The organism is Halopseudomonas pelagia (assembly GCF_009497895.1).
Taxonomy (GTDB): domain Bacteria; phylum Pseudomonadota; class Gammaproteobacteria; order Pseudomonadales; family Pseudomonadaceae; genus Halopseudomonas; species Halopseudomonas pelagia_A.
In genome coordinates this window covers 3,175,049-3,188,514 of the sequence record NZ_CP033116.1, presented here as the reverse complement: position 1 = coordinate 3,188,514, position 13,466 = coordinate 3,175,049, and the positions used below count along the sequence as shown (strand labels likewise).

Annotated in this window: 9 protein-coding genes; 3 read left to right on the top strand and 6 right to left on the bottom strand. The window is 58.3% G+C overall.

The window, feature by feature from the left end:
* Positions 1 to 241: 241 nt before the first annotated feature.
* From EAO82_RS14815 to EAO82_RS14805, 3 genes are all read left to right on the top strand, one after another.
* Positions 242 to 2,620, top strand: a complete 2,379-nt coding sequence (locus EAO82_RS14815) for an efflux RND transporter permease subunit (RefSeq protein WP_096344786.1) — start codon at positions 242 to 244, stop codon at positions 2,618 to 2,620.
* A gap of 221 nt (positions 2,621 to 2,841) precedes the next feature.
* Positions 2,842 to 3,978, top strand: coding sequence for a YCF48-related protein (locus EAO82_RS14810; RefSeq protein ID WP_096344785.1), 1,137 nt, complete (start codon positions 2,842 to 2,844; stop codon positions 3,976 to 3,978).
* 44 nt (positions 3,979 to 4,022) lie between these two features.
* A complete protein-coding gene (locus tag EAO82_RS14805; protein WP_096344784.1) occupies positions 4,023 to 6,374 on the top strand; it encodes an efflux RND transporter permease subunit in 2,352 nt (783 codons plus the stop codon).
* A 170-nt stretch (positions 6,375 to 6,544) separates the two neighbouring features.
* Here EAO82_RS14805 and EAO82_RS14800 read toward each other — a convergent pair whose 3' ends face one another.
* The 6 genes from EAO82_RS14800 to EAO82_RS14775 are packed head-to-tail and all read right to left on the bottom strand — an operon-like array spanning position 6,545 to position 13,434.
* A complete protein-coding gene (locus tag EAO82_RS14800) occupies positions 6,545 to 8,224 on the bottom strand; it encodes a BatD family protein (RefSeq protein ID WP_096344783.1) in 1,680 nt (559 codons plus the stop codon).
* Positions 8,221 to 10,050 (bottom strand): VWA domain-containing protein, encoded by a 1,830-nt coding sequence (locus tag EAO82_RS14795; protein WP_174958903.1) that lies wholly within the window; start codon positions 10,048 to 10,050, stop codon positions 8,221 to 8,223. Before EAO82_RS14795 ends, EAO82_RS14800 begins: the two co-directional genes overlap by 4 nt.
* The gene (locus EAO82_RS14790) at positions 10,040 to 11,047 is read right to left on the bottom strand and encodes a vWA domain-containing protein (protein WP_096344781.1); all 1,008 of its coding nucleotides are present in this window, start codon (positions 11,045 to 11,047) and stop codon (positions 10,040 to 10,042) included. The genes EAO82_RS14795 and EAO82_RS14790 overlap by 11 nt, the downstream gene beginning before the upstream one ends.
* Positions 11,040 to 11,525 (bottom strand): DUF4381 family protein, encoded by a 486-nt coding sequence (locus EAO82_RS14785; RefSeq protein WP_174958900.1) that lies wholly within the window; start codon positions 11,523 to 11,525, stop codon positions 11,040 to 11,042. The genes EAO82_RS14790 and EAO82_RS14785 overlap by 8 nt, the downstream gene beginning before the upstream one ends.
* Positions 11,522 to 12,472, bottom strand: coding sequence for a DUF58 domain-containing protein (locus EAO82_RS14780; RefSeq protein ID WP_174958897.1), 951 nt, complete (start codon positions 12,470 to 12,472; stop codon positions 11,522 to 11,524). Before EAO82_RS14780 ends, EAO82_RS14785 begins: the two co-directional genes overlap by 4 nt.
* 2 nt (positions 12,473 to 12,474) lie before the next feature.
* The gene (locus EAO82_RS14775) at positions 12,475 to 13,434 is read right to left on the bottom strand and encodes an AAA family ATPase (RefSeq protein ID WP_096344778.1); all 960 of its coding nucleotides are present in this window, start codon (positions 13,432 to 13,434) and stop codon (positions 12,475 to 12,477) included.
* Positions 13,435 to 13,466: the final 32 nt, after the last annotated feature.

Below are 13,466 nucleotides of genomic sequence, written 5' to 3'. Positions count from 1 at the left end.
TGTGCCAGGCCATTTGTTCGGGCTGTAAGCACCGCTCTCAAGATGTTTTCTTCGGTTTTTCTGCAATTTCCTTCAGGTAGCTATCCTGCCCTGAGTGGAATTTTGCGCCTGGTCGCACGCCCGGTTTCCGGCGCAGGTTTGACCCTTACCCCAGAGTTCTGTCCGTTGCTGGCGGGCAAAAGAAAGTCAGCGCCAAACCTAACAATAAATGATAGATGGCTTGTAGGCCGGGAGAGTCGGGATGTCGAATAATATTCACGAAGCCGAAACCTTTATGGAACGGCTGGTATTCAACAACCGCTTGTTGGTTGTTGCGATATTTGTAGTGATCACCATTTTTCTGGGCTGGCAGGCATCGCAGATCCGCCCGGATACCAGCTTTGCCAAGATGATCCCGCTTGAGCACCCCTATATTGTCAACATGATCGAACACCAGGACGACCTGGCCGGTCTGGGTAACTCGATCCGTATCGCCGTGTCGATCAAGGATGGCGATATCTTCTCCAGCGAGTACATGGAGACCCTTAAGCGTGTCAACGATGAGGTTTTCTTCCTGCCCGGCGTAAACCGGTCGGGTTTGCGCTCACTTTGGACGCCCAACGTGCGTTGGACCGAAGTAACCGAGTACGGTTTTGATGGCGGTCCGGTGGCCAGCCATCCTTCCTATGTGGATGACGCACAACTGGAAGATTTGCGCGTCAACGTGCTCAAATCCGGTGAAATTGGTCGTCTGGTGGCCAACAACTTCAAGTCGAGCATCATTGAAGTGCCGCTGCAGGAGTTCTATCCCAATCCGGAGGATCAGTCAGAGCTGATCGCGCTGGATTACGGTGATTTTTCGACCCTGCTGGAAGAAAAGATCCGTGATCAGTTCCAGAACGAAAACCCTAATATCGAGATCCACATCGTCGGCTTTGCGAAAAAAGTGGGTGATCTGATCGAAGGCCTGACCGCGGTGGTTGCCTTCTTCGGTATTGCGTTGTTGATCACGCTGGTGCTGCTGTACTGGTTCACCTGGTGCATCCGCAGCACACTCTCGGTTTTGATGACTACGCTGATTGCGGTGGTCTGGCAGCTTGGCCTGATCAATCTGATCGGTTTCGGGCTGGATCCGTATTCCATGCTGGTTCCGTTCCTGATTTTCGCCATTGGTATTTCCCACGGCGTGCAGAAGATCAACGGTATCGCACTGCAGTCCGGTGAAGCGGACAACGCTCTGATCGCTGCCCGACGCACCTTCCGTCAGTTATTCCTGCCGGGCATGATCGCGATTCTGGCTGACGCGGTTGGTTTTATCACCTTGCTGGTTATCGATATCGGCGTTATCCACGAACTGGCTATCGGCGCATCTGTAGGTGTGGCGGTCATCGTGTTCACCAACCTGATCATGTTGCCGGTAACCATTTCCTACCTGGGTATCAGCAAAAAGGCCATCGAGCGCAGCAAGCGTGATGCAGTGCGCGAACATCCTTTCTGGCGTGCACTGTCTTACACCGCGCATCCGAAGCTGGCGCCGGTACTGGTGCTCATGGCTGTGGTCGGCGGCACAGGTGCTTTCTTCTACCAGAAGGCCAACCTGCAGGTGGGTGACCTGGATCCAGGTGCTCCGGAACTGCGTCCCGATTCGCGCTATAACCTGGACAATGACTTCATTATCTCCAACTACTCGACCAGCTCGGATGTACTGGTAGTGATGGTCGAAACCGGCCCGGAAATGTGCTCCTCCTACGAAACCATGGCGGCCATCGATCAGCTCGAGTGGCACATGTCGAACGTGAAGGGCGTGCAGTCTGCGGTATCGCTGGTGACGGTTGCCAAGCAGGTGCTGATGGGCAACAACGAAGGCAACCTGAAATGGCAGACCCTGTCGCGTAACCAGGACAACCTGAACAGCGCGGTGAGTCGTGCCCCTGCCGGCATGTTCAACAATACCTGTTCGTTGGCGCCGGTCATGGTGTTCCTCAACGATCACAAGGCAGAGACCCTGAAGACCGCCACTGCGGCTGTTGAAGAGTTCGCTGCCGAGTACAACACCGAGGATATGAAATTCCTGCTGGCGGCCGGTAATGCCGGTATTGAAGCGGCCACCAACGAAGAGATCGCCAGCTCCGAGCTGTTGATTCTGGTGCTGGTATACATCTGGGTGGGCGTGATGTGTTACTTCACCTTCCGCTCGCTCGCCGCCACCATCTGCGTCGTGCTGCCGCTGGTATTGACGTCGGTGCTGGGTAACGCGCTGATGGCCTATCTGGGGATTGGCATGAAGGTGGCAACGCTGCCGGTGATTGCACTGGGTGTGGGCGTGGGTGTGGATTACGGCATCTATGTTTACAGCCGCCTGGAAACCTTCCTGCGTGCCGGCATGCCGCTGCAAGAAGCCTACTACGAGACGCTGCGCTCTACAGGTAAAGCGGTTCTGTTTACCGGTCTGTGTCTGGCCATCGGTGTGGCTACCTGGGTATTCTCGGCGATCAAGTTCCAGGCCGATATGGGTCTGATGCTGACCTTCATGTTCCTGGTCAACATGATCGGCGCGCTGTTGCTGTTGCCGGCCCTGGCTCGGTTCCTGATCAATCCGGCGAAGATGGCCGAAAAGCCAGCGAGCAAACTGACTCACTGATTGCGAAGTGGGCCAGTCGGATTCCGGCTGGCTCAAGGGCACTGAAAGGGGTGGTCAAAACGGCCCTTTCTACTGCTCGCTTATCATTGAGGTGATTAACAAAAGATAACCGCGGCCCGTTGGCAGGCTCTGTCAAAGGCCGGTACTATTGATTGACCGCTATCGGCGGTTGCCCTGCCTGTACTAATACAGGCACCTATAAGAATAAGGGGGAATGGTGTATGCGTAAGCCCATCGAGCGGCGCGCTTTACTTCTTTGCCAAGCCAGTACTGAAAATAAACTGGCAGCCAAGAGTCGCAAACAATCTTTGTCTCGTCAGATCCTGACTGCGCTGGGGCTGTCCGCTGCCTTGACCTGTTTGCCTGTTGCTACCGCTATGGCTCAAGGCAGTATTGCTGGCGACGCAAAACCTGCAGTTATCTCCTTCAAGGCCAGCGAAGTGCTGTTGCTGGATGTGGAAAAGGTCGGTGATCGGCTCGTGGCTGTCGGCAGCCGTGGCCACATTGTCTACTCCTATGATCAGGGCCTTACCTGGATTCAGGCTCCGGTTCCTACCCGTCAATTGCTCACCGCAGTGCATTTCGCCGATGAGAAAAATGGCTGGGCTGTGGGTCATGACTCGCTGATTCTGCACACCGCTGATGCCGGTGAGACCTGGGAGCAGCAATACCGTGATCCGACTCTGGAGGAATCCCGGGACGAGCAGGAAGGCGGTCTTCTTGAGCGTCCGCTGATGGACGTCTGGTTTCGTGATGCCAATACCGGTTTTGCCGCAGGTGCCTATGGCCTGTTCCTGCGTACCGACGACGGTGGCAAGACCTGGGAAGACTTGACCGGTGATATCGATAACGTTGATGGCTTCCACTACAACGCGATTACTGAAGTGGCCGACACCGGCCTGTTCATGGTTGGCGAGCTCGGCACCATGTATCGCTCGCCTGATTATGGCGACACCTGGGAAACCCTGACTGACTTGCCCTATGACGGTTCCTTCTTCGGCGCCACTGGTACCGGTGAGGCCGGTGTGGTTCTGGCTTGGGGTCTGCGTGGCAACATGTTCCGTTCGGAAGATTTCGGTGACACCTGGGAACAGGTCAGCCTGAATACGCCGAATAACGGTCCTCTGGAATCCACTTTGTCCAGCGGTAGCCTGTCGGAAGACGGTCAGATCATTGTGGTGGGTATCGGCGGGGTAGTGTTGACCAGCGATGATCGCGGCCGCACTTTCAATGTCGCCATTCGTTCAGATCGTGTCGCTCTGTCTACCGGGACCTTCCTGGAAGATGGCAGCGTGCTCCTCATTGGCCAGCGTGGCGCGGTCAAGGCGGGTGAAAACGGTCTCACAGCCGCTCCCTGAGCGGCTGTACCCGGGAATAAAGTTCAGCTCCAGGAGAAAACTGGATGTCGAAACAGCATCAGCAATCTGCACCATTGATCGAGCGGTTGATCTTCAACAACCGCATGATTGTCTTGCTTATCTTCGCCGTGATAACCGCACTGTTGGGTTACCAGGCCGCACAGGTAAAGCCCGATACCAGCTTCGAGAAAATGATTCCTCTGAAGCATCCTTACATCGTCAATATGATGGAGCATCAGAACGATCTGGCCAACCTGGGTAACTCGATACGTATCGCCGTTGCCATCGAGGATGGTGACATTTTTACTACCGAGTATATGGAAACCCTCAAGCGCATTAACGACGAGGTGTTCTTCCTTCCTGGTGTTGACCGTTCCAACCTCCGCTCTTTATGGACTCCCAACGTACGCTGGACTGCCGTAACCGAGTATGGTTTTGATGGCGGGCCAGTGGCCAATCGTCCTGCCTATCTGAACGAAGAGGATCTCGAGCAGTTGCGCGAGAACGTGCTCAAGTCCGGTGAGATCGGCCGTCTGGTGGCGAATAACTTCAAGTCGACGATTATTGAAGTGCCGCTTCAGGAGTATTATCCCAATCCGGATGACCAAGGTGAGCTGCTGCGTCTGGATTACGGTGATTTCTCCCGGCAACTGGAAGAAAAAATCCGTTCCGAGTTTCAGGCAGAAAACCCGAATATCAGCATCCATATTGTCGGCTTCGCCAAAAAGGTCGGCGACCTGATTGAAGGCATCATGTTGGTAGTGATGTTCTTTGGCGGCGCGCTGATCATCACCTTTGTGCTGCTGATGATCTTTACCCGCTGCCTGAAGAGCTCACTGACCACCTTGGTGTGCTCGGTGATAGCGGTCATCTGGCAACTGGGGTTGCTGCGTAGTCTGGGCTTCGGTCTGGATCCCTATTCGATCCTCGTGCCTTTTCTGGTTTTCGCCATTGGTATTTCCCACGGCGTACAAATCATCAATGGTATGGCCATCGAATACGCCCATGCCGATGATGCCAATACCGCTGCTCGACGGGCCTTCCGCTCCTTGTATATACCGGGTATTGTCGCGCTGATTTCCGACGCGGTGGGCTTCATTACGCTGCTGCTGATCGAGATCGAAGTGATTCGTGAGCTGGGTATTGCGGCTTCGATCGGTGTGGGTGTGATCATTCTCACCAACCTGATGCTGCTGCCGATCCTGATGTCTTACATTGGTATCAGCAAGCGCGCCGTTGAGCGTAACCGTGACATGTCCTCGCGGCCGCAAAAGCTGTGGCTGGCTGTGGCCAAATTCGCGCATCCTAAGGTAGCTCCCGTGTCGATCGTGCTTGCGGTCATTGCCTTCGGTTTCGGTATCTATCACGGCAAAAACGTCGAGATCGGTGACCTGGATCCGGGTGCTCCGGAGCTGCGGCCGGACTCGCGTTACAATCTGGATAACGACTTCATCATCAGCAATTACTCGACCAGTTCGGACGTGCTGGTGGTGATGGTCAGCACGCCGCCGGAAATGTGTTCGGCCTACGGCACCATGGCTGCCATCGATCAGCTGGAATGGCGCATGCAGAACGTGCCGGGAGTCCAGTCGGCGGTGTCCATGGTGACGGTGGCCAAGCAGGTGATCATGGGCAACAACGAGGGTAACCTCCGTTGGCAAACCCTGTCGCGCAATCAGGATAACCTGAACAACGCGATTAGCCGCGCACCGACCGGCATGTTCAATGCCGCGTGTTCCCTGGCGCCCGTCATGTTGTATCTGGAGGATCACAAAGCCGACACCTTGTCCCGCGTGACCGCGGAGGTTGAGGAGTTTGCCGCCGAATACAACACCGATGAGCTGGAATTCAAGCTGGCTGCAGGTAATGCCGGTATTGAGGCCGCCACTAACGTGGTGATCGAGGCGTCGCAAACCAAGATGCTGTTGACGGTCTACGCGGTGGTGATCCTGATGTGCCTGGTCACTTTCCGATCGATCCGCGCGGTGATGTGTATCATCATTCCGTTGGCTCTGACGTCGGTATTGGCCAACGCGCTGATGGCGTTCCTCGGCATAGGTGTGAAAGTCGCAACCTTGCCGGTGATCGCGCTGGGTGTAGGCATCGGGGTTGACTATGGTATCTATATCTACAGCCGGCTGGAGACATACTTGCGTCAGGGCTTGCCGTTGCAGGAAGCCTACTACGAGACATTGAAAACCACAGGCAAGGCAGTGACCTTCACTGGCTTCACTCTGGCTATCGGTGTTGCCACCTGGATATTCTCGGCCATCAAGTTCCAGGCCGACATGGGTATCCTGCTGACCTTCATGTTCCTGTGGAACATGTTCGGTGCACTCTGGTTGCTGCCAGCCCTGGCGCGCTTCCTGATTCGTCCGGAAAAGCTGCGTGAGTAAGCCTGGCTGCTTTGCGGCTATAGCGAGTCAGTTATAGCGAACGCAGTAATATCGGTGTAATCAAGCCGCCCTTCGGGGCGGCTTTTTTATGTCAGCTAGATGCGCGTAGAAGGGGAGGATCTTGTTTGGACGCTAGACCTGTGCTCCGTCTCAGCCCTTTATCTACCCCGTCAGACGTGAGGGTAGAGTGACTCGAGGGTGGTGCTGTCATCCGGGGCTTGGCGTTTCTGGCTTTGCACGACCATTCGCACGGCACGCCAGAGTGGTTTGCCGCGCCACTGGCTCTCGCTTTGTCCAAATAGGCTGGCATTGAGATCATCCAGTGCGTCGGTCAGCTCAGGGTAGCGCTGAATCACCCCGATCAGACCTTCGGGGTCCTGCTGCCTGGCCCAGCTTTCCAGCGCCTTGCGCGCTTCGGCCGGATGGTTGGCGCGGCAGGCGGTTTGCAGATCCGCCAAGGGATTGCCTTGCACTACAGTATCGAAGATCTCTTCATCGGTTTCCGGTTGGCCGAACCGTTCCAGGCGTTTGCGCATGCGGTAAAGCATTAGCAAGCAGCCCGCCAGAGCCAAGCTCAGCAAGGCGGTTGCCAATTGCCAGGGCCAGAGCAGCGGCATCTCCGCCGCAACCAGGTCACTCGCTTCGGCTGTCTCTGTAGGGGTAGCCCCGGCAGGGAAGCTGTCGCTGCTGATGACATTCAGCGCGGTGGATTCCAGCTCGATCTGCTGCAGCGCATCTGCCTGGGTGTCCCACCAATACAGCGTCTGCGCGGGGAGCTGGGACTCGCCGGCTTTCTGCACCAGCAACGCGGCGCTGTCCTGACGGACCCCGCGTACACCATTCTCATCAATAACGTTTTCGAGTTTCGGTTGGTCGGCATACTGGCGCAACCCCTCCACCGGCAAGCCATCCAGACTGCCCAGAGCGGGCAATTGACTGGCACTCAAGCCATCCGCTTCCAGGCTTAAAGAGCGGGTCAAGGATTCACCACTGACCAATTCCGTATCGGGCTCGGGTTGCCAGGTTTGCGTCAAGGTCACCGACTTGGCCGGTATCCAGGGGGCGTCAGCGGGATAAGTTTCGGGAATCGGCTGCACTTCAAGGCGGATACTCGGCGAGCGCACCTGCACCAGGCGGCCGGTGCGGGCAGAGAAGCGCGATGAGGCGTCACGCGGCTGCAGGATGGTGGCGCTGAACAGTTGCGAAGGGATTTCCAGATCGCCACTGCGCTGTGGAAACAGGGCGTAGCGCACTTCTATGACGCCATGGCGGACGCCATTGATCACCCGCTCGTACTGCCTGGGGGCGCCCAGGCTCTCGACACGCGCGTCGGGAATATCCAGGCCGGTCAGGTTCGAGTCGTCATACAGCGAGACCGAATGGTAGATGCGCAAGGTCATCAGCACCTGAGCCTGCACATAGGGTGTTTCGGTGTCCATTTCCGTATCAATGAACACCGGGGCCATCTGCACGTTGTTGTCACTTGCGGCTTCTTCGGCTGAGAGCACATGCAGGCTGATGGGATCGGACCGGGCTTCATCCAGCGCAATCGGCGGGATCACCACATAACCGGTGCGTTTGGGCACGAGCGTGATGACCCATCGGGTAATAGGTTGGCTGCGGCCATTGAGCTGGCTGACCAGGCTGAGCTGGCGGGTACCCTGCATGACGAAATGTTCTTCCAGCACGCCCAGTTCGGGGCTGCTGAAGCGGTTCGTTGCGCCACTTTCCAGCGTCAGCTCCAGCGTTTCGCCCTCCACCAGCCGCGTGCGGTCCACGCTGGCTTGGATGTCCGCCAGGGCAGGGCTGCCGAGCAGCAGGCATAAACAGATCAAAAGGCATCGCATCATTGAGATAGGTCTTCCAGTTGCTGCAGACGCTGGTAAAGGAATTTGCGTTTCAGCAGCTCGGCGGGGTCATCGGGGATATCCTGTAGCCATTGCTGCAGTGCTGCTTGCTGTTCATTGTTGCGGGTCCTGGCGCTGCTGTCATCCGCATCAGAACCGCCGGGTGGGTTATCTGTGACCGGCTTATCAGCATTGGCGTTAGCCTCAGCCGCCGGGTCATCGCCTTCTGCCTCGCCATCGCCGCCATCGCCAGGCGTGTCGTCGTTGCGCGAAGCGGCGGCCTGCTCGCTGTTGCCTGAAGCTTCCTCCTGGCGGTCGGTGGGCGCTGTTGGGTTGGCGTTACTGTCGTCTTCTGTTCGCGAACCGTTGCTCGAGTCGGTGGCAGAGCCGCTATCGTCATCGCTCTCGTCAGGTTCGTCTGATGCTTGCTCTTGAGCCTGTTCCTGCTGTTTGGCCAGCTCTTTCAACAAGGCTTCTATTCGCTCGCGATTGTGCCGCGCTGGTTGATGCTCCGGCGCTCTGGTCAGCGTCTGCTCGTAGGCCTCCAGGGCGGCCTGGTATTCGCCCGCCATCGCCAGCGCAGTACCGTGATTGAAATGATGCTCGGGATTGTCCGGCTGGGCGCTCAGAAGCGCCTCGTAAGCTTTCACCGCCGCCGGGTAGTCACCCGCCTGATAGTAGGCCCAGGCGCGCCACTGCGGATCCTCGAAGCGTTCTGCTGCGGCTGCTGGCTGCTGACGTTGCAGCTGCTGCATGGCTTGCTGATCGGGGCGCTGCCACAGATCCTGCCAGACAGAGGCATCCGCCGGCAGGGGGAGCAGGGCTGCGCACAATACCAGCCCCAGCCAGCCACGGCGGGCACCCATTGCAGCGAGCGGCAGTAACAAGAGAATCAGCCAATGCCCCTGATCGCTTCTGCTCAGGCCGGCCTCCTGCTCAGTCTCGGCCAGGCTTTGGTTAGTTGGAACCAGGCTATTGAGATCCTGATCACTGAGCCTTATTTGCTGATAGCGCGCGCCGGTATTGCGGGCGATGGCAGTCAGACTTTTGCTGTTGAGCCTGGGTAGCAGAATGCCGCCCTGGGCGTCGCGCATAAAACCACCCTCCATTAGCGGAACCGGCGCGCCTTCGGTAGTGCCCACGCCGAGGATGGAGAGCCGGTCACCCAGTTCGCGTGCCTGTTGGCGCAATGCATCCAGCTGGGTGCCCTCAACGCCGCTGGTAATAACCAGTACCCGGCTATTGGCCGGGGGCAGGTCCGCGATCATCTGGCGAGCAAGCTGCAGGCCAGCCTCCAGATTCTGACCGTCCTCGGGCATCACGCTGGGTTGCAGTGCCACCAGCAGATTGGTCAGCGTTTGCATGTCGTTGCTCAATGGTGTCACCGGATGAGCGGTGCCAGCGTAAGCGATCAATGCCAGTTGGCTATCCGAGTGCAACTGCATCAGGTCGCGGATTTTCAGTCGCGCCCGCTCCAGGCGGTTGGGCTGCAGGTCGGTAGCCAGCATATTGCGTGACACGTCCCAGACGATCACCAGCGCGGACTGATTGGTTTGTGTGGCGGGTAGCGGTGAATCCAGCACCGGGCCGGCCAAGGCGAGGATGCCGGTCAGCCAGGCCCCGGCTAGAAAAAGGAAGCGTCCAGCGTGCTTGCCCCCGGCCTGGCGTTGCAACAGCGCCAGACGTATTGGCGCCGGCAGCAGTTTATCCCAGACCGAGCGCTGATTGACCTGGCGGTAAAGCAACCAGCAGCAAAGGCCGGCCACGGGTAGCAGCAGTAGCACCCAGGGACGCGCGAAAGTCAGACTCTGGAGCGCTTCAATCTGCATGGCGCGGCGCTCTGTGCAGCACATTCAAGCGCAGACAGGTGAACAGCAGACTGAGTAGCAGCGCTAAGCCCAACGGCCAGGGATAAAGCGGCCGGGCCTGGCGCTGGGGGCGTCCATCACGCAGCGCCGGTTCAAGCTGGTCGATCCGTTGGTATATCTGCTGCAAACTGTCTGCATCCCGGGCGCGGAAATATTCACCTCCGGTAGCCAGTGCGACATCGGTTAACGTGCCTTCGTCCAGTTCGACCGAGGGGTCACGGTCCATGGCCAGGGTGCCGGACAACTCCGCCTGGGTGATGCTCTCGGCCCCCACGCCAATGGTGAAGATGCGGATTTGCTCTTGGGCGGCCAGCCGCGCTGCCTGTAACGGATTGATCTCGCCGGCGTTATTGGCGCCATCTGTAATCAGAATCAGCACGCGGCTTTCCGCCGGCTCGTCGGTAAGGCGTTTTACCGCCAGCCCGATGGCATTGCCAATGGCAGTCTGACGCCCGGCCAAACCGATAAAGGCTTCATCAAGCCAGACCCTGACGCTGTTCAGATCATGCGTCAGTGGCGCTTGCACATAGGCATTGGAGCCAAACAGGATGAGGCCGATCCGGTCGCCCTGACGCTGGGCGATAAACTGGCTCAGCAGGGTTTTGACCAGCGTTAGCCGATCGACAACCTCGTCTTCATGCTGCATGTCGGCATACTCCATGCTGCCTGACAGGTCCACGGCAATCATCATATCGCGACCGCTGATATTGATCGGTAAAGGTTCGCCTAGCCATTGCGGACGCATGCACGCAAACACCAGTAACAACCAGATCAGTATGTAGCGCCAGCGGGCAGGGGCGGCCGGCTGGCCGGCACCTTCCTCCTGGAGCGTCTGTAGGCGCGGCAGAAATGCGACTTGCAGCGCAGCGGTGCGGTTGGTGGCCGGGGGTAGAATTCGGCGTAACACCCAGGGGAGTGGAAGCAACAGAATCGCGGCGGGCCAGGCGAGATCAAACATGGTTATGCCTTAGCCAGCGGCGCAATTCACGCTGTAGTTCCCGGCGTTGTTGCGGGGTCAGTTCAGCGGTTTGCCGGTAGAGTTCAGCCGCGAGGGGCTCGAGGCTGCGCCGCTGTGGCCGGGGATAGTGAGCACAAAGATAATCCAGCCATTGCTGGCCATACAAGCGGGTGGCCGCCACGTCACCACGCTGTTTAAGCAAACGCTTGAGCAGTGTATTGACCTCGGTGAGCCATTGCTGATCGGTCAGTGTGGTCGGAATGTCACGCAGCGCTTGCTGCGCGCGTAGCTTGATCGCCGATCTGCGCCGCCAGCGCAGCACCAGCCAGGGCGTTAACATGGCCAGCAACAATAATAATCCGAGTACCAGCCACCAGCCGGGTGCGGGCGGCCACCAGGGGATGGGCGGCGGCGCAGCAGGATGCACCAACGAGGCATACAAGCCCTCGCTTAGCGCTGTGCTTGGGCCTTCGCTCACTGGGTGCTCCGGTGCTTGTGGCTGCTGAGCATGTCGCGCAATTGGTCGACCGCACTGCTGCCCGTATGCAGGCTGAACAGGGAGCATGAGACGCGTCGGGAGAGGCGCTGCCAGGCCTGTTGCTGGGCGATAAACTGGTCGGCGTAGGCATTTCGCAGAGCGGCATCCGCGGTGTTCAGAGTCAGACGGTCGTCGGCCTGCATGAACGCCAGAGATGTCTGCGCGGGTAACTGGCTTTCCATGACGTCGTAAACGGGTAACAGCACCAGATCATTGTGGACGGCCAGATTGATCAGCAACGTCTGGTTCAGATGGTCGATAGCCGCATGGTCACAGAGCAAGTATAGAATGCTGCCTGGCTTGACCACTTCGCGACTGTGGCGCAAGGCGAGGTTGAGTGGCTCGGAGGGCATGTCGCTGATGGCTTTGCTGGCCGGCTGCAGGGCGTTGTTCGCCTCCTTCAACAGACTGAACAAGCGCAGGATCGCACGGCGGTTACGTTGCGGACGCACCTCGTGGCATTCGGCGCCAAAGATGACCCCGCCGACACGATCATTATGGGCCAGAGCGGTCCAGGCTATCAGGCTGGCAGCATCCGCCGCCAGTACCGATTTCATGCAGGTCTGGCTACCGAAGAACATGCGGTCGCTTTGCTCGCACATCAAAAATACCGGACGCTCGCGCTCTTCATTGAATACCTTGGTGTGAACCTTGCCGCTGCGCGCCGTCACCCGCCAATCAATGCTGCGGATGTCGTCACCAGGCTGGTAACTGCGCACCTGGTCGAAGTCGACGCCGCGACCGCGCAGGCGGGTAAATTGCTGGCCCAGTTGGCGACTGGCGCGCACCGGCCCGCGAAACAGCGGCAGACGTTGGCAATGCTGCCGACTGTTGAGCAAATCATCCAGGCTGATGTACACACGGCTCTGCGCCACCGGGGTCTTCACCGTCAGACCACCGCTACCGATTCGACCAGTAGATTGATCGCCTTGTCGGCATCAATGCCGGCGGCCTCCGCTTCAAAGCTGAGCATCAGCCGATGCCGCAGCACATCATGCACAATAGCCTGCACGTCCTCGGGGCTGACGAAGTCGCGGCCGGCCATCCAGGCATGCGCTCGTGCGCAGCGATCCAGCGCGATAGTGCCGCGCGGGCTGGCGCCCAGTTGCAACCACTCCGCCAGCTGCGGGCTGTACAGCTCGGGGCGCCGCGTCGCCATGATCAGTTGGATCATGTATTCCTCCACCGCGTCGGCCATGAACAGACTTAATACTTCCTGCCGCGCGGCGAGAATGGATGCCTGGCTGATGCGCTGACTGATACGCGCGTTTACCCCCTGGGCTTCCCCGCGAGCAAGATGCAGAATCTGCCGCTCCAGGGCCGCATCGGGAAAGCCGATGCGAACGTGCATCAGAAAACGGTCCAGCTGCGCCTCGGGCAGCGGGTAGGTACCCTCTTGCTCGATTGGGTTCTGAGTCGCCATGACCATAAACAGCTCAGGCAGATGGTAGGTCTCGCGGCCGATACTCACTTGCCGCTCCGCCATCGCTTCCAGCAACGCAGATTGGACCTTGGCTGGCGCGCGGTTGATCTCGTCTGCCAGCACCAGGTGATGGAAGATCGGCCCTTGCTGAAAGCTGAAGCTGGCAGTTTCCGGGCGGTAGACTTCGGTACCAGTGATATCCGCGGGCAGCAGATCAGGGGTGAACTGGATGCGGTGAAAGTCGGCTTCGATGGCCTCGGAAAGTGTTTTGATCGCCTTGGTCTTGGCCAGACCCGGAGCTCCTTCGACCAGTACGTGCCCGCCAGCGAGCAGGCAGATCAACATCCGATCGATCAGTTGTTCCTGACCGAAAATCTGGCTCGTCATCCAACTGCGCAGTTGTTGGATGGATTCATTGTGGGTCATTTCTGTTCTATCCCTGTAGTGTCGTGCTCGGT